Genomic DNA, 17,104 nt, shown 5'->3' with positions numbered 1-17,104 from the left:
TCACGCTCCTGGGATGCGCCCGATGACATGATCGCGCAACCAGTCCTGCCAGGCGAAAATCGACGTCTCGCCCACCTCGATGTCACATTCGATGTCGAGCCCGTTGTCCTGCACCTTTTTCCACGCAATCCTGTGTGGCTCGGCGTGGCGTTTGCCACCCACCCTCGTCGCCAGTTGCGCCATCCATTCCCCGGGCCGCGCGCCAAGGCGGCGCGCCAAAGTGATGGAGCCGAGTTCTATCGCGACAATCCTTGGTGGTTTGCCCCGCCGCAACTCGGCCACCACTCCGTCGACCTTGCCGATCTTGAACCGCCGGCGGTCGAACACCTGCTTGTCCAGGAGATCACGCATCAATTCCATCATGTGCCTCCGAATATCTGCAGCGGAATCGTCACCACGGCGAGCACGAAGGCAAGCGCGATAATGAAGACAACGGCGGCATTCGAAATGATGCCGTTGCGATGTTCGCCGACATAGCGTTCGTCATTCAGCAGGAAGAGAAATGGAACTACCGTCAGCGGAAGGCTCGCCGCCGTTACCGCCATGGAAAAGATGGTCAGCCTCAGTGGGTCGAGGCCAAGCATGATCGGGATGGCGGCCAAAAACAATGATGCCGTATAGACGGCACTGAAGCCCGGATCATCGCGCGGCTTGCGATCCTCACCCCACGTCCAGCCAAAGCCCTGTGCCACCAGATATGCCTGTTGCAACCCGACTTCGAGTGCGGCGCCGAAACAGGCAATGGCGAGCGAGGCAACGAATAGAACGAACCCCCAGAAGCCGAATATAGGGATCAGCATCAACGGCAGTTGGTGATAGTCGTCCACCTGGTCGATGCCGCGCGTCGCGAGAACGAGAGCAGCGACGATCAACACGCCGATCGAAATGGTCCCACCGAAGGTCATGCCCAGCCCGGCGATGGCACGATTGGCCCCAAGGTGGCTTTCATCCCATTTGTCCTCGATAGCTCCCGAGGAATAGAACATGAAAAGATAAGGCGATATCGACGCGCCGAGAATGCTGGCCGCCATGAACCAGTAATTGATGGCATCGTGAGCCGGCAGCGAAGGCACGGCGCTGCCAGCGACCGCTGTCCAGTCGGGCTTTAACATCACCGCACCAACCACGAAGCACAGCGTCACGAGGCCGAGGACCGAAACGCCTTTCTCGATAAAGCCAAACGTGCCTTTCCACAGCAGCAGCCATGCCAGCAACGCCACCGGCAGTGCCCACCACTGGAAGCCTATGCCGGTGGCAAGTTCGAGTGCGATGGCCACACCGCCGATCTCAGCGGACAGCACCATGAAATTGACGAGAAGGACGACGAGCAACGGCCATAGGAAGACGTTGAACCCAAATCTTTCACGAATGCCCTCTGAGATCGTGTGATGGCTCATCGCGGCGAACCGACCGGCCATTTCAACCAAAAAGATGATGCATATGGTGCCGAGAACTATGGCCCAGATCAGCTGGAATCCGAAGGCGGCACCCGCCTGCGCCGCCGTAGCCATCGACCCGACTTCGAGGAAACCTCCGACACTGGTGACGACGCCAAGCGATATTTCCAGAAGCTTCTTCACGGTTTTGGTCCGAAAGCGCTGGTGTAAGCGGCGGCGAGCGAGCGCATGGCCGCCCGAAGATCCTGTTGTGCGCTTTTCACCTCAGTGCGATTGTTCACCCGCAATCCCGCCTCGGCATGCGCCACCGCCACCGACAAACTGTTGACTGCTGCCGTCAGTCCTGCTCGCCCGGCTGGTTCAGCGGTCTCGGCCGATCGAATTTGCGCCTCGACCTCGGCCAGCGTTTTTCCGACCGAGTGCAGTGCGGCCGTGGCATAGGCGGACGGTGCCGCTCCCTCCACCCAGGCATCCAGCACCATCGATACGGTCTGTGCCGCGGAGGCCGCTGTTCGTGATTGCTGCGCCACCTGATTGGAAGACGAGCATCCGGCCAACCCGGCTAGCATCAGAAGCAAGCACAGCCAGCCAACCGGAAAATGACGGTCGTTATGGGGTACAGCGCGCGTTGGATGCGCCACGCGGATTTCCTCCCCGGCCCGAACCAACTGCGTCCGGCATCAATGATCTAGAGCGCTCGGAGAGCTCGTCAAACGAAACCGACGACGAGCCTGTGAGGTCGGCTAATCCAACGTAACAAAACGCTCCATCCCGGACAGCCGTTAAAAGAGGGGGGCCCGCGCTTCTCTTTGGCGCGGAGAAGCGCGGGCAGATCGGGCTGAGGGGATGACCCGATCGCGCAGCATCAACATGGGAGGGCAACAACGCTGCACGGTTCGAACTTCCAACCGGGCCACTTGTTCCAACTTCAACTGATCCGTTCTGAGTACTCAATCCATGCGTTTGGGGGCCTTTTTGAAGGTAGGCCATGGCGAGTTCTCATGGCGTAGAACGGTTTTTGTCGCAACGGCCCATCCATGAATGCGCGCAACGACCGCGATGACGACCGTCGCCTGACCGTCATGACAGCGCACGACCAATCCAGCCCAAACGCCGCGGAACAATTGTGCCCACTCGTGGTTCCGATGGCACGAAGATGGAGGATATGATGACGGACGCCAAACTCGCTGTGGTGACCGGCGCCTCGAGTGGCATCGGAAGGGAACTCGCAAAGCTGTGCGCTAAAGACGGTTACGACCTGATCATCGCCGCCGACGAGCCGGCTATCCGGCAGGCGGCAGAGGCACTTGAGACCCGCAATGTAACGGTCGAAGCCATTGAGGCCGATCTGGCGACCGTCGAGGGCGCCGATCGGTTGATCTCCCAGATCGGCGATCGCGATATCGACCTGTTGTTTCTCAATGCGGGACGCGGGCTCGGCAACGGCTTCGTCGACCAGGACTGGCGAAAAGTCCGCCGGATCATCGACACCAATGTCACCGGAACGGTCTATCTGGCGCATGAACTCGGCGCCAAGATGGCCCGGCGAGGCCGCGGGCGCATCCTGTTCACCGGATCGATCGCCGGCTTCATGCCCGGCACATTCCAGGCCGTCTACAACGGCACGAAGGCGTTCATCGATTCCTTCTCGATCGCGCTCCGCCATGAGCTGAAAGATAGCGGCGTGACGGTCACCGTGCTGATGCCCGGCCCCACGCAGACGCGATTCTTCGAGCGCGCTGAAATGATGGATACCAAGGTCGGCTCCGATGAAAAGGACAATCCGGCCGATGTCGCCAAGACGGGTTACGAGGCGATGATGGCCGGTGATGAACAGGTCGTCAGCGGTTGGAAAAACAAGCTGCAGGTCGCCGCCGCGCATGTCACGCCGGCAGGCACCTTGGCCGAACAGCACCGTAGGATGGCCGAGCCTGGGTCGGCGTCCAGCGACTGAGCCAATATTCGCGTCAAAGGGCTGGCATTCCCAAGGCCGCATGTGCTGCGCGAGGCAATCTATCGCTGCCGCAGGGGCGGCACCATCTCGGTTGCCGGCCTCTATGTTGGTCTGGTCGATCACATCCCGTTTGGCGGCGATGAATAAGGGACCGGCTTTCCGGATGGGCCAGACGCATACGCAACGCTACCTGGAACCTTTATTGGCCATGGTCCAGAACGGCGCAATCGATCCCTCCTTGTGATTACCCCCGGGCCGATCTGAAAGCAGGGCCGGATCCCTACAAGACGTTCCGCGACAAGCAGGATGGCTGTATCAAAGTCGTGACGCGGCCTCACAGCTAAGACGGGCAAGGCGACCGACACTCACTGCAATCACAAGGGAACATTCGCGTCGACGGCCGGTTAGGTGCCACTTCCGTAACGGTCACCTGCCGTCAAAGCGAGCCCATGATGAACCACGACCAGCATGACTATGTACCAGACGCAGCGCGCAGACTTGTCGTCGGAAGCATGGCGGGAGGAATTCTCGCCGCTTATGCTTCCACGGCGTCAGCCGATACGGGAACAGTGCCTGCTAAAGCAGGCCCTGCGAGCCCGATGCTAAAACAGAATCCGGTGACGCAATATCACCAGCCGCCTTTCAAGCCACAGGAACAGAAGTGGCCGGGTTTGGCCAGCAAGATGGTGCCGCGCCCGGATCACGGCGAAACAACCTACAAAGGATCAGGCAGGCTTGCCGGCCGCAAAGCGCTGATAACCGGCGGCGATTCCGGTATTGGTCGTGCGGCGGCGATTGCATTCGCGCGCGAGCGTGCGGACGTTGCTTTCGGCTACCTCCCCGAAGAACAGGAAGACGCCGACGAACTGGTGGACCTAATAAAAGCGGCAGGTCAAAAGGCTTGCCGGCATATCCGCAATGAGGCCTTTTGCAGAAAGCTGGTCGATGAAGCAGCAACGCCCCTCGGCGGTCTCGACATCCTGGTCAGCAACGCTGCCCGCCTCACTCGAGTCCACGGTCCTCAAAAAGGGCCGCCAAGGCCACCGCTCCTTAGGCGTGGTGGGCTTTCAGACTGTCTACAGGAGGAACCAATGGCTGGCGATGAAATAGAAAGAAGGCGACTGCAGATGTTGATCGAACAATATCTGGAGACCCGTAAGCGACGGCACGATTTCGTGTCGATCGCGAATGCCGAACTCGCGATCAAGGCGGTCATGCCGCATTGCCCGGTGTCGAGCGCAGCGTTGGCAGAGATGATTGCCGCTGGCGCCGTCACTTACGGCCTTGGCGTCCTATTCGACGCGAGGCAAACCGAGGGCGAACTGCCCGTTGTTTGATAGGCTCATCGCCTGACCAATCGTCGCGCGGTCGCCAAGTTTCGCCCAGCGCTGGAATACGCCAGACCGGGAGCATGTCAATCGTGCCGGCCGGATCGCAGGCACCTGCCGGCGACGCCGTCTCGGGCCTGGACCCGAATGTCGTCGTATATCTGGTGAAAAACCAGTGTCTTTGTCCCACGAGAAGTGCGTTACCGGGCTTCTCGTTGGGTTGGCACCGTTCCGCTGTCCTGGTGTCTTGCCAAAGACGTCGGTTGAACACCGAGCATATTTCGCACGGCCTCGACCAGCGCAGCAGCCCACACGGGTTTTGACAGCATCTTGTGATGACGCAAATCTTGCGGGATGTCGGATGCCGTGTACCCACTGACGAAAACAAACGGAATTCCGCGTTGCGCTAGAAGAGGGACAAGGGCAGCGCTGGTCTCGCCGCCGAGACCAATGTCCAGGACCGCGGCAGATATGACTTCACTCTCGATCAGCTTTTTCGCGCGAGCAACGGACGGCACTGGCCCGGCGATGGCGAAGCCGGCCTCTTCCAGAATTGCGCGGTGCTCCTCCGCGACCAGCCATTCATCTTCGACGATAAGGATACGAGATGCAGTCACGTTTCGCTCTCCCGATGATCAAACGGAAACTCAATCCGCAAGCTCAAACCATCGGAACCGAAAGATGTTTCAAAATTTCCGCCAAGCCGATACTCAATTTCGCCTTTTACCAGCGAAAGACCAAATCCCGTCTTCTCAGGTGGAGTGACAGCGGGACCGCCGCTTTCTAACCATTCGAGCTGAAAACCGTGATCCGACGCCGACCAAGTCACGGACACCACGCCGTTTGGCACGGACAAGGCGCCATATTTTCCAGCATTCGTGGCAAGTTCATGGATCACCATGCCAAGCGACAGGCCCTGCTGAGGCTTGAGCCGAATGTCCTCGCCTGTGGTGTTGATGCGTTCCAGCCCGAACGGCTCGACTTCCTGCCGCACGATTTCCTCTACCGAGACCTCTTTCCAGCTTTCGCGCGAGAGCACTCCGTAGGCCCGCGCCATGGCGCGCAGGCGACCGATGAGCGCTTCGGCGAAAGCCTCCGAAGAGGGAGCATTTTTCAGGGTCTGACTGGCAATGCTGACCGTAACGGCCAGCATGTTCTTGACCCGATGATTGAGTTCCGAGATCAATACCCGCTGGTGGGCTTCGGCTTCAGCCATGGTCGTCACATCGACAAAGGTCACCACCACACCTTGGATTTTCCGCACGCTGTCGCGGTAGGGGATCAGCCGCACGAGATAGTGGATGCCGTCGCTATCGCGCGGTAGCTGGTGCTCGATCATCTCGCCGGCCCTGAAAACCTGCGCGATATGGTCGCGCAGGTGCGGATAATCGAGCCGGCTGGCAAGATCGGTAAGCGGTCTTCCGATGTCGGTCGGCAGCAAATTGAAGAACGAAGACGCCGCCGGCGTGAAGCTGCGGATAACCAGCTTGGTATCGAGAAAAACAGTCGCGATCTGTGTGCTCTCGAACAGGTTCTTCAGATCGCTGTTGGCCCGATCGAGATCCTCGATCTTGGAAACCAGTTCGGCATTGATGGTGTTCAATTCCTCATTGAGGGACTGCATTTCTTCCTTGGAGGCCTCAAGCTCCTCATTGGAGGACTGGGCTTCTTCGTTGACCGAGACGAGTTCCTCATTGGAAGATTTCAACTCCTCCAATGCGGTCTCATATTCTTCGATCGTCGATTGCAGGCGCTCGCGCGTATCGCGGAGTTCGCGCTCGAAATCAGCAATCCCGGATGGCTGACGAACCTTTAGAGCCTCCAGCCGCGGCTGCGGCTGGCCCACCGGTTCGAACAGGACGAGAAACAGCGGCTCGCCGCTGCCGCGATCAACCAAGGGCTCGATCGTCAATGTGACGAACTGGACCCGATCTTCATCTTCTTCAATGGCTATCGCTTCGCGCACAACCGTGCGCCGGCCTTCGGCCGCTTCCCGCAAAGCGCCGCGCAGTTCCAGACGCAGGCCGCTGCGTGCCATTGTGAGCAATTGTCTGCTCGGCACCCCTTGCGGCGGCTCGAGATATTTGCCGGTTCTGACCGAGTAATAGACGACATCTCCATCACCATTGATGACGACATGGGCCGGAGCGTAGCGTTCGAGAACATGGGCTTCAACGGTTTGCCTTAGGGAATAAGACAAGCCGCGGCGGGCATGAGTGTCATTGGCGCTGGAAAAGTTGCTTGCAGGCGCAGCATTCAACAAGATCGGCAGCCGCGGCGGCGCCGAATGTTCTCGTGCCTTGAAGATCCGTTGTTTCTTGTCGACCGGTGCAAACAGGTCGGCATGCTGGCTTATGCTTTCGGAGGTGCCAAGGAACAGATAGCCACCGGGCTTCAGCGAATAGTGGAAGGTCGGAATAACCTGCTTTTGCACATCGGGGCCGAAATAGATCAGGAGGTTCCGGCACGACACCATGTCCATGCGCGAGAAGGGTGGATCGCGGATGACGCTGTGCGCCGAGAAGATGCAGAGATCACGTACGCTCTTGCTCAAGATGAAACTTGTGCCGTCATTGCTGAAGAAGCGTTCGCGACGTCCAGGCGAAACGCCCGCAAGCAATGACTCCGGATAGCGCGCCGAACGTGCGATGCCCAGCGCCGCGTCATCGATGTCCGTGGCGAAAATCTGGATGCGCGGCACAGCCGAAAGTGTATCCATATGCTCGCGCATCAGCATTCCGATCGAGAAGACTTCCTCGCCGGTTGCGCAGCCGGGCACCCAGACGCGGATCGTATCGTTGGCGTCCTTGCCTTCGAAAAGTTTGGGGATGACGGTTTCTTCCAGGGTCTTGAAAGCGTCCGTGTCGCGGAAGAAATTTGTCACGTTGATCAGCAGGTCGCGAAACAGCGACCGCACTTCCTCCGCATTTGAACGAAGCAACTCTATATAGGCATCGATCGCGGTGTTCTGCGTTATTTGCATGCGTCGCCTGACGCGACGCAAGAACGTCTTGGCCTTGTAGCCCGAGAAATCATGTCCCGAATGGCTGCGCAGGATCGCGTAGATTTCCTCCTGGCCCTTGCGGAGTTTCAAAGCACTGGCCTTGCCATCGTCAGCTTCAAGCTCGTCGAGCAGTTCAAAGCTGTGGGCAAATTCCATGAGTTTCGCACCCATCTCATCGGCTGGGATGGCGATATCGATCAGACCGGAACTGATCGCGCTGCGCGGCATGTCGGGATTGCTCGGACCCGACTCGTCGGAGAGTTGCGCCAGCGTCAGGCCGCCATTCTCCTTGATTGCCTTGATGCCCAACGTACCGTCGGAATCGCCGCCCGACAGGACGACGCCGACGGCGTATTCGCCCTGATCCTCGGCCAGCGCGCTGAAAAAGATATCGATGGGCTTGCGCTCCCTGGACACGGAATTCGGTTGGCGCAGCTTTAGGCTGGAATTTTCGATGGTGAGGATCGCGTTGTGCGGCATCACGTAGACGGTGTCAGGATGGATACCCATTCCATCTTCAGCGACACGAACCGGAATTCCGGTGTAAAGCGCAATCACTTCGTGCAGCAGACTTTCCCGTTCGGGGCTAAGATGCGTGACGATCACGAACGCCATCCCGCTCGAAGACGGCATCCCGCGAAAAAATCCCTCCATGGCGGCAATGCCGCCCGCAGAGGCGCCAATACCGACTATGGGGAACCTCGGCAGCTTTTGCATCAATTGTCCTGCTTCAGTGAAATGCAACGCGGCAGCGCTGATTTCGATCCAATGTGTAAACCGTTCCTGGTCGAATTCCCATCCCGCACCGCCGATCGCCACGGAACCGATGGACGCGACCGCCGTTTAAAGCCCGGAGGGCTGCTATGTTATTAGGCATGCGAATTCTGCTCGTCGAGGACGAATTCTTGCTGGCAAGCGAACTTGCCTCTTATTTCAGCGATTGTGGGGCGACCGTTTTGGGGCCGGTGTCGTCAGTCAGCCGGGCTCGACGATATATCGATTCAGCGGATGGGGCGGTGCTGGACATCGACCTCAACGGTGAGACTGTTTTTCCCCTCGCCGACGAGCTGACGGACAGAGGCATCCCGTTCGTATTCTTCTCCGGAAACGATCAGATCACCCTGCCGGAGCGGTTCCGATACACCCAAAACCTCTCCAAGCCGGCCGGGTTCAGGACGGTTGCCGGGATCCTCGCCGCGCAATCAACAGCGCTTGGTGAAGACAATGTTTTCCGCGCTCTTCCAAAACTGAGGCTGTCCGCGCGGCTGCTGCTGGGCGACCCACAGGCGGCCGATCGCCTCGTCGAACGGACATTGAAGGCGGCGCTGGAGGAGCGGTTGTCGACGCGGCATGACCTTCCCTTGAGCGAATGGCTCAACACGCTCATGGAGGAGGTGCTCCGCAACGACAGGTCTGGCATCATGAATTAAGATTGTCCGATAGTTTGCCGCAGGCCGCCCTGTCGACCGCCCCCGCTACGGTACCCGTCCCCAAGAGCGCTTCGCTTCGTCTTGCAAATACGGCCGCATTCCTGCTAGAAATCCTCGTGGCCAAACCTCCGCAAACCAAACCTGACTCATTCCGCGATCCTGTTGAGGGCGACGCACTCGCAGCGCTGCTCGACGAAATCGCGGAAGAGGAAACACCTGAACGGCTGTTGAAGCTCGCCCTTGAGCTGCAGCAGCAACTGCTGTTGTCAAAGCAGCTGAAAAATCCCAACTGAACGCCCTGCAGCTAGGCATCTTGATGTGCCTCGAGTTCCACGATGGCGTCATCGCCTCGTTCGCCAGACCGATGCTGCTGCGGTAATCTTTCTGCGCTCGATGTGGGCGAAACCCCAGTCTCAATAGCTCAGCGGTTCCTGCGCCCAGAAGGCCCTGATCCCATCATGACGCCGATGAGACGATCAGGAAGATCAGGGCCAACTTGGGTCGCAGCCCAAGGTCGATCACTGCTGCCCTGGCATCTCGGTATTTTCTTGCGGGTTCTTTTTAACGCCGGGCGCGGGTGATGTCTCGGCGGGGGCATTGCCGCCTTGGTTCTGTTCCGGGGTGCGCTTTACTGGCGATGTCTGCCACGATCCGCCTGAAAGGGGTATGAACACAAAGAAGGCTAGCAGGGCGACGAAGATCACAGCCGCAATGACGACGCCCCACCCGAGTACATTTCGGGTGCCACGCTGTTCTTCCTTCCGGGACACATGCTCCGTCATCACTGGACTCCTTTGTGTCGTTCGATGAGGTACAAATTTATCGTGCAGATCGACCGCACGGTCTGCCCTTCCCCGACGCGTGCCGCCGGCACAGCCGAAGAAGCTGAAGCTAATCTTCTCCACCTTTTCGGCTGCCTGGTTTGGCGGCCCGCTTTGGCGCATTCGGCACTGCCGGTTTCCGCTCGGGTGCAGGCGGATTGATCTCCTCGCGCGCCAAACGGGCTTTGCGCAATCGCGCCGTTTTCTCTTCCCGCGCTTTACGCTCGGCTTCCATTACGCCTTGTGCGTAGAGAGTGGCTCGTGCGTCTCTGTCGTTTGCGGATCCACTGGCCGCCATAGTCAGCCCTCCGCCTTGTAATTTCTTGCTTCCTTCTTGGCGCCGTCTTTGCCGTGCTCGGCTGCAAGCTCTTTGGCCTGCCCGGGTGACACGTCGGTGGCTTCGGCCAACTTGATTGCCTCTTGTTCAGAGAGATCACTGTCCTTTCGCGTGGGGTTCCTTGTCATCGCAGATCTCCTATCAGAGCCCAAACGACCGGACCGGCGGTGTGTTCCCTGGAGCCTTCGATAGTCCACCGATTGAGGCGGGCTATCGCGCTTCCGTCAATGAGCGAAAAGTTTCTGATGCGGACGGACAAGATACACGATCAGCTTCAAGGCCTTTCGAACTGCTCCGGCCAGCCGGGTTATGGCCGGGCTATGACCGTGTGGGAACGCGTGACACACGGACGGATTCAGGCATCGATGCCAGGCGCTAGTTCTCGCCCGCGAGCGTGGCGAGAAATGACCGCCGCCATTCTGCTGCGTCATTGCGCGTGATGCGCTTGAGCAGTGCACTATGCCTTGCAATTCTTTCCTCAAGCGGCATCGCGAGCGCTTTTGCGATCGCATCGGCAACCTCGTCGACGGCATACGGGTTTACGATCAAGGATTCGGCAAGTTCTTCGGCCGCACCTGCAAAACGCGACAACACCAGCACTCCGGGATCGGCTTCGTCCTGCGCGGCTATGTATTCCTTGGCGACGAGGTTCATTCCGTCACGCAGGGGCGTGACCAATCCGACCTGGCTAGCGCGCAACAGGCCAGCAAGCCGAGAGCGTGATACGGCACGGTGGATGTAGCGGATCGGGGTCCAAGCCAAATCCGCGTATCTTCCGTTGACCGCGCCGGCGGTTGCCTCAAGCTGGGCCCGGATGTCGGCATAGGCGCTGACCTCCTCGCGCGTCGGCGACGCAATCTGCAAATAGGTTGCCGCCCGCTCTTGCTCCGGATGCCTTTGCAAAAGACGCGCGAAAGCCTGCATGCGGCCGGGGAGACCCTTGGAGTAGTCCAGCCGATCGACGCCGATGATTTGCTTGAGGCCCAGAATCTGGCGGCGCATGGAATCGATCTGCACATCCTCCGCCGCCTCATTGGCCATGCGTGCGATTGAATCGACGTCGATGCCGATCGGAAAACACCTCGACAACACCGTGCGGCCGTTCATCTCAGCCGAACCATTGATATCAAAAGTAATGGAGTTGGCCGCCTGCACTGAGCGCCGGAAATTCCCCACGTCCGTTTCGGTCTGGAACCCCACGACGTCATATTGAAGCAGGTCATCGATGAGTTCTTCATGGTCGGGCGTGGCTACAAACAGGTCAGGCGGCGGGAACGGTATGTGAAGAAAGAAACCGATCCGATTCCGGACTCCCAGCCGCCGCAACTGGGCGGCCAAGGGGATAAGGTGGTAGTCGTGAACCCACACCAGGTCGTCGTTGCCCGACAGCAGTCCTGCGAGCGCCTTCGCGAACCGCGCATTGATCTGCCGGTAGGCGTGTAGAAACTCTGCCCGGTGGTTCACCAGGTCGAGTCGGTAATGAAAAAGCGGCCACAGCGTGCTGTTGGCATAGCCATTGTAATAGAGCGAATACTCCTCATAGGGCAGGGTAAGCGCAGCCGTCTCGATCTTTCCCACGCGTTCCAAGCGGATCAGCGGTTCGTCGCTCGCGGCGTAGTCCTGATACTCAGCGCTTGCTCCTAGCCACAGGCCTCCACGCTCGGCCAACGCATCCCCGATGCCTACAGCAAGTCCGCCGGCCTGCAACAGATCGCGAATGTTCCCCAGCCTGTTCGAGACGACAACCAGACGACGCGGGATGGCGCGATCGCCAGTTAGCTCAGCCTCCCCACCTAAGGCGTCGCGCTCAAGGGGATCACCAACCGTTTGCGAGGCCTCGTTGAAAATTTCATCCGGTCGCTGCAACAAGAGCAAATCCTGAGCGTGAAGATCGCTTGGGGAACGGTCCGCGCGTGCGATTGTTCCCGACGTAAGTGTCCAGCCGGACTCGCTGGATCACATTCTCGGCCCGCTCGGCGCCTTTTTCAGCGGCTCTCGCAGGATCGTCGTCGGACGCACCGGTGATGAGACCCCGATCCAGCACGCCGAGCAGCCGCTTTGGCGACGGCCGGACTTACCGCTTTGGTATTCATGCTGCCGGATCCCCTGCCCTGTCATATCAACTCCCCACCTTGGCAAAAGCCCCAACTGACCAAACCGTCAGTCCACCTCGATTACCTTGCGCGTCGGCTTTCGTTGGCGGGGCGGCTGCTTTGCGGCTACGGGCGCGGGCGGGGTCTGCGCTATCGATGCCTCCAACAACTGTCGCTGTTCTCTAAGCCGCGCCGTCTTGGCTTCCCTGGCATGCCGCTCCGCTTCCAACAGCAACTTGGCTTCTCGATCCGCCCTCTCGATCTTTTCCCTGTCGACGCGTCGTGTTTTCAAGGTCGCCTCCTTTGGTCAGACGGCGAACAAAGTGCGGACCTGAAAAAATGTTCCCAACAAATTAAGGCCTGATCTGCCTCAAATGATATTGACCAGCAGCCCGCCGGTTGCGCGCATCTGCGGCTCTGTGACGTCCAAAGGAACTGCTTGCCGTCCGCGGCGTTACGCCACCACGCCGGCCGGAAGATTACCATGGACGACAAACCCCGAACGACGATCAGAAAACCGGCCCGGATTGATCGAGGGCATTGCTTTTGCGGAGCCATCACAGCTGAATTCAGTGGCGATCCCTTTTGGATTTGTTTCGACCACGACGATGACTGCCGACGAGCGATCGGCAGCCCACTGACGATCTGGATTGGCTATCGTCCAGATCAGGTCGATTGGCTCGGCTCCAAACCAAAAACATTTTCGAAAACCAGGGGCGTCGTGCGCTCCTTCTGTTCGGAATGTGGCACCTCGATTGGGTACACCGATGAAGGCTTGCCAAATGAGTTCTACATCTCGATCGGATTCATGGACGCGCCCGAGAAGTACCATCCCCAAGCCCAGGCCTATTGGGAAATGCGGCTGCCGTTTATCAGGATGGATGACGGTTTGCCCCGCGTCGAGGGCTACACCCGGGCGCGCGACCCCGCCCTGGGCAATCCCAGAGACCGGTGAGGCAGGACGCTGGATCTCGGGCGTCGTATCTGCAAGCCAGCGCCAGGGCTGGCGGAACGGCGGCCGAACCATTGGAATGAGAGAGATCTCCAAACGGACAAATGCCCGAAACCAATTTCACCGGCGTGGGTTGAAGATGGACATGCGGGACTTGTTTTCACAGTCTGACGACAAAGAAGCGGATGTTTGAAGGATTCAAGCTAGAGACCGTGGATCTGCCCGAGTCCTCACTGCGAGTCAGGTATGGAGGTTCAGGCCCGCCGCTTCTTTTGCTGCATGGCCATCCTCGGACGCACGTTACCTGGCACCGGGTAGCCCCACTTCTCGCCGCCGACCACACAGTTGTCTGCCCCGATCTGAGGGGCTTTGGCCAGTCCTCGGTACCGGCGGACGCCGTGGACCATGCTGGATCCTCCAAGCGTGCCAAGGCCAGGGACTGCATTGCTCTCATGGGACATCTCGGCTTTCGCCGGTTTGCCATCGCAGGCCATGACCGCGGCAGCTACACAGCGTTCCGAACAGCCATGGATCACCCGTCGGCGATCAGCCATCTGATCGTCATGGACAGCGTCCCTATCCTGGAAGCCCTCGAACGCTGCGACGCCCGCTTTGCGAAGCTCTGGTGGCATTGGTTCTTTTTCGCACAGCCGGACAAGCCCGAACGCGCAATCATGGCCGATCCTGACGCAGCTCAGCCGAGTCCATGGGGGCTGAGGCCTATGTCGACTACAAGGACGCAATCCACGATCCGAATGTTGTTCACGGCATGCTTGAAGACTATCGGGCAGGTCTGGCCATCGACCAATTGCACGATGCCGACGACAGGAAAGCTGGTCGCCGGGTCGCGTGCCCGACCTTGGCGCTCTGGTCCGCCCGCGATGACCTTGAGGCACTCTACGGCAACGTGCTCGATGTTTGGCGACCCTGGACCACCGAACTGAAGGGCCAACCGATCGAAAGCGGACATCATATGGCCGAAGAAGCAGCCGACGCGGTAGCCGCAGCTGTCATGGCGTTCTTGCGCGAACCGACGTCGTCATGCGGCGAGCTTTGCTGAACCAATCCGTTTGATGGCACTGCTGATCGACCGTTCGCCATCGTCGTAGTCAGCCCAGGCGACGGTCTTTTTCAGGTGGCCCGGGACCGTGCGAACGGTGTATTTTTTCGGATCGAGATCCGCCTTCACCTGACTCCAGGTCAGCGGCATGGATACAGTCGCGCCTTCCCTGGCGCGAGGGGAGAGAGGGGCGACGGCTGTCGCCATGCGATCATTCCTGAGATAGTCGAGAAAAATCCGGGATGTCCGCAGCTTCTTGGCCATGTTGACGAGGTAGAGATCCGGGCTATCTGCCGCCATCTGGATGCAGACGGCCTTTGCGAAGGCCTTGGCCTCGGCCCATGTCGTCTTGCTGCGTTCGGCCGCCAATGGCGTCACGACATGCAAGCCTTTGCCGCCCGTGGTTTTGCAGAAGCTCACCAAGCCCAGATCTTCGAGACGATCGCGCATTTCCTTGGCTGCCGCGACCACCTTCGCAAAAGGGACTTCCGGACCGGGGTCAAGGTCGAAGACAAGTCGGCCAGGTATTTCGGGATGACCCGGCTGGCAATTCCAGGGGTGAAGCTCAAGGCCGCCTATCTGGGCGATCGCGGCCAGACCCTCGACGCGGTCGATTTGCAGATACGGTTTGTGGTCGCCGAAGACTTTTACCAGTTCCAGCAGATTGGATGTGCCTGGCATTGCGTGGCGCTGGAAAAACTGCTCGCCGGCGTAGCCATCCGGCGCACGCACGAGTGAACAGGGACGACCTTTGATATGTCTGATCATCCAGGGGCCAACGGTCTCGAAATATTCTGCAAGATCGAGCTTGTCGACGGGCTGACCGTCGCCGGCATTCGGCCAAAGCGGCTTGTCCGGCTTGGAAATGATGACGCCCATGACAACCGGGCTTTTTCCTGTCTTGCCAGTCACCTTGGCAGGGTCGGCAATCGGCGTCTCTTGAGGATCGGCTGGACGCTCGGCCTCGACGTCTTTTGCGGGCTTGTCTTCACGCAGGCCTTTGAAGGCGGCCTGCCGGATATTGCCACCCCCGGTCCAGCCGGCGAACTCGATTTCCGCGACCAATTCCGGCTTCGTCCAGAAGACGGTTGAATTCCTTTTCGGTGCGCCATCGCCGGTAAACGGCGACGTCGCGGCTTTCATCTCCTGCAGCCTGGGCATCAGCTGCTTGACCTTTGCCTCGCTGAATCCGGTCCCCACACGGCCGATATAAGCGAAATGTTCACCGCGATTGACGCCGACGAGCAATGACCGGAATTTGCCGTTGGTCGTCGACCAGCCGCCGATGACCACCTCATGCCCGGCGCGGCATTTCGATTTTGCCCAGGTGTCGGTCCTCCCCGAAACATAGGTCGCATCGGCCTTTTTGGAGACAATCCCCTCAAGCGACAGGCGACAGGCAGAACGCAGCACCGCGTCGCCGCCATTGCTGAAGTGCTCGACATAGCGGATGAGATTTTGCTCGCCGCGATCGACTTCGCCGAGCATCTCGCTCAGACGTTCCTTCCGTTGTGAGAGAGGCATCTTTCGCAGATCGACGCCATTTGCGAAGAGCAGGTCAAAGGCAAAGTAGATCAGGTCCTTCGTCCGGCGCTCCGACAGCGCTGCCTGCAGTGCGGCAAAATCGGGCGCGCCGTTCTCGCCAAGCGCTACGATCTCGCCGTCGATGATGACGTTGGGAAGACTGGCGGCCTCCTTTGCGATGGCGCCAAATTTCTCCGTCCAGTCAAGACCCTTGCGGGTCCTAAGCGCGATGTCCTTGTCTTCCACGCGCAACTGGACGCGATAACCGTCAAACTTGATTTCGTGAACCCAGTTCGTCCCGGCCGGCGGCCGGGAGAGCGTCGCGCAAAGCTGTGGTGGGATGAAGTCGGGCATCTTCGCCGCTGAGGCACCAGCGGCTCGCTTCGGCCGCGGAGCAGGCTTTGCCGACCTGGCGGCGCGCTTGTCGGCATGGCCGCGCTTGCTGTCCCAAACGGCATCCGCATCGGCCAACGATGAACCTTTCATCATGAACGGCTTCGGACCTGCCCCCTTCCCCGCTGCAATCCTCTCCATGCTCCGACCCGAGGCGACGGATCGATCCTGAGCCAGCACCGCATCGCCATTGCCCTCTGTCGCGTATTTGTCGCGGTGTTTGATCAGCAGCCAGTTGGTCCGCTTCCCGCCATTGCGGTCATGCTTCATGCGCACTAGGACGAAACTTCCATGCAGGCGCTTGCCCTGCAGCGTGAATTTCAGGTCGCCTTTTTCCAACGCCTTTTCGGGAGACATGGCGCCTTCCGGTTCCCAATATCCGCGATCCCACAACTGCACCGTGCCGCCACCATATTGTCCTTTGGGAATCGTGCCTTCGAAGTCGCCGTACTCCAGCGGGTGATCCTCAACCTCCACGGCAAGTCGTTTGTCGTGAGGATCCAGTGATGGACCTTTGGTCACAGCCCATGATTTGAAGACCCCGCCAAGCTCGAGGCGAAGATCATAGTGCAGCCGCGTGGCCGCGTGTTTTTGGATGACGAACCGGAGTCGGTTCGAACCCGCAATCGAGCTTTCGCCGCTGGGCTCTTTCGTCTTCGCGAAATCCCTTTTGGCCCGGTAGGTTGAAAGCTCGCCCGTTTTCATGGAAGTGCCCCGACTAATGACGCAACGCCGGGACTCAACGCAGTGGGTGAGATTTGGTTCGGTTCATAGCCGAGACGACGCCGATGCTGCTTTTCCGCTTCAGAGT

The 17,104-nt window shown here is 59.4% G+C and carries 16 protein-coding genes; 6 read left to right on the top strand and 10 right to left on the bottom strand.

Translation table 11 applies throughout. The annotated features are described in order from the left end of the window. The 3 genes from NKJ58_RS05585 to NKJ58_RS05575 are packed head-to-tail and all read right to left on the bottom strand — an operon-like array spanning position 1 to position 2,038. Positions 1 to 363 carry a hypothetical protein gene (locus NKJ58_RS05585; RefSeq protein ID WP_245264474.1) on the bottom strand — a complete coding sequence of 121 codons (363 nt, stop codon included), beginning with the start codon at positions 361 to 363 and terminating at the stop codon, positions 1 to 3. Then, a complete protein-coding gene (locus NKJ58_RS05580; RefSeq protein WP_023668066.1) occupies positions 360 to 1,580 on the bottom strand; it encodes an NRAMP family divalent metal transporter in 1,221 nt (406 codons plus the stop codon). Before NKJ58_RS05580 ends, NKJ58_RS05585 begins: the two co-directional genes overlap by 4 nt. Then, positions 1,577 to 2,038, bottom strand: coding sequence for a hypothetical protein (locus tag NKJ58_RS05575; protein ID WP_245263532.1), 462 nt, complete (start codon positions 2,036 to 2,038; stop codon positions 1,577 to 1,579). The genes NKJ58_RS05580 and NKJ58_RS05575 overlap by 4 nt, the downstream gene beginning before the upstream one ends. Before the next feature lie 527 nt (positions 2,039 to 2,565). Here NKJ58_RS05575 and NKJ58_RS05570 point away from each other — a divergent pair. After that, complete coding sequence (locus tag NKJ58_RS05570) at positions 2,566 to 3,351, top strand: SDR family NAD(P)-dependent oxidoreductase (RefSeq protein WP_027048652.1); 786 nt, start codon at positions 2,566 to 2,568, stop codon at positions 3,349 to 3,351. Positions 3,352 to 3,800: 449 nt separating this feature from the next. Then, complete coding sequence (locus NKJ58_RS05565) at positions 3,801 to 4,688, top strand: SDR family NAD(P)-dependent oxidoreductase (protein WP_023826398.1); 888 nt, start codon at positions 3,801 to 3,803, stop codon at positions 4,686 to 4,688. A gap of 191 nt (positions 4,689 to 4,879) precedes the next feature. On the opposite strand, the gene NKJ58_RS05560 is transcribed toward NKJ58_RS05565, so the two are convergent. Together NKJ58_RS05560 and NKJ58_RS05555 are read right to left on the bottom strand one after the other, a co-directional pair. After that, a complete protein-coding gene (locus NKJ58_RS05560; protein WP_023696326.1) occupies positions 4,880 to 5,296 on the bottom strand; it encodes a response regulator in 417 nt (138 codons plus the stop codon). Continuing rightward, on the bottom strand, positions 5,293 to 8,400 hold the full coding sequence (locus NKJ58_RS05555) for a CheR family methyltransferase (RefSeq protein WP_352852906.1): 3,108 nt from the start codon (positions 8,398 to 8,400) through the stop codon (positions 5,293 to 5,295). Before NKJ58_RS05555 ends, NKJ58_RS05560 begins: the two co-directional genes overlap by 4 nt. Before the next feature lie 158 nt (positions 8,401 to 8,558). Between NKJ58_RS05555 and NKJ58_RS05550 the strand changes: the two genes are divergently transcribed. After that, positions 8,559 to 9,113, top strand: a complete 555-nt coding sequence (locus NKJ58_RS05550) for a response regulator (protein WP_050588792.1) — start codon at positions 8,559 to 8,561, stop codon at positions 9,111 to 9,113. A 2-nt stretch (positions 9,114 to 9,115) separates the two neighbouring features. Next, a complete protein-coding gene (locus NKJ58_RS05545; RefSeq protein WP_031262058.1) occupies positions 9,116 to 9,406 on the top strand; it encodes a hypothetical protein in 291 nt (96 codons plus the stop codon). 225 nt (positions 9,407 to 9,631) lie between these two features. On the opposite strand, the gene NKJ58_RS05540 is transcribed toward NKJ58_RS05545, so the two are convergent. The 4 genes from NKJ58_RS05540 to NKJ58_RS05525 form a co-directional block, all read right to left on the bottom strand. Further along, positions 9,632 to 9,895 carry a hypothetical protein gene (locus tag NKJ58_RS05540; protein WP_023681159.1) on the bottom strand — a complete coding sequence of 88 codons (264 nt, stop codon included), beginning with the start codon at positions 9,893 to 9,895 and terminating at the stop codon, positions 9,632 to 9,634. Between the two features lie 339 nt (positions 9,896 to 10,234). Beyond that, positions 10,235 to 10,399, bottom strand: a complete 165-nt coding sequence (locus NKJ58_RS05535; protein WP_023729495.1) for a hypothetical protein — start codon at positions 10,397 to 10,399, stop codon at positions 10,235 to 10,237. A 247-nt stretch (positions 10,400 to 10,646) separates the two neighbouring features. After that, complete coding sequence (locus tag NKJ58_RS05530; RefSeq protein ID WP_352497954.1) at positions 10,647 to 12,140, bottom strand: alpha,alpha-trehalose-phosphate synthase (UDP-forming); 1,494 nt, start codon at positions 12,138 to 12,140, stop codon at positions 10,647 to 10,649. Positions 12,141 to 12,431: 291 nt separating this feature from the next. Continuing rightward, the gene (locus NKJ58_RS05525) at positions 12,432 to 12,656 is read right to left on the bottom strand and encodes a hypothetical protein (protein WP_023681156.1); all 225 of its coding nucleotides are present in this window, start codon (positions 12,654 to 12,656) and stop codon (positions 12,432 to 12,434) included. Between the two features lie 192 nt (positions 12,657 to 12,848). Here NKJ58_RS05525 and NKJ58_RS05520 point away from each other — a divergent pair, with 192 nt between their 5' ends. Beyond that, positions 12,849 to 13,319 (top strand): GFA family protein, encoded by a 471-nt coding sequence (locus NKJ58_RS05520; protein ID WP_352852857.1) that lies wholly within the window; start codon positions 12,849 to 12,851, stop codon positions 13,317 to 13,319. 182 nt (positions 13,320 to 13,501) lie between these two features. Further along, on the top strand, positions 13,502 to 14,260 hold the full coding sequence (locus NKJ58_RS05515; protein ID WP_352518768.1) for an alpha/beta fold hydrolase: 759 nt from the start codon (positions 13,502 to 13,504) through the stop codon (positions 14,258 to 14,260). A 95-nt stretch (positions 14,261 to 14,355) separates the two neighbouring features. On the opposite strand, the gene ligD is transcribed toward NKJ58_RS05515, so the two are convergent. Further along, the gene (ligD, locus tag NKJ58_RS05510; protein WP_352518769.1) at positions 14,356 to 16,998 is read right to left on the bottom strand and encodes a DNA ligase D; all 2,643 of its coding nucleotides are present in this window, start codon (positions 16,996 to 16,998) and stop codon (positions 14,356 to 14,358) included. Between the last annotated feature and the right edge of the window lie 106 nt (positions 16,999 to 17,104).

The sequence above is a fragment of the Mesorhizobium sp. M0139 genome, from assembly GCF_040322455.1.
GTDB lineage: Bacteria > Pseudomonadota > Alphaproteobacteria > Rhizobiales > Rhizobiaceae > Mesorhizobium.
The sequence above is the reverse complement of the archived record's forward strand: the minus strand, read 5'-3'. Positions and strand labels throughout refer to the sequence as shown.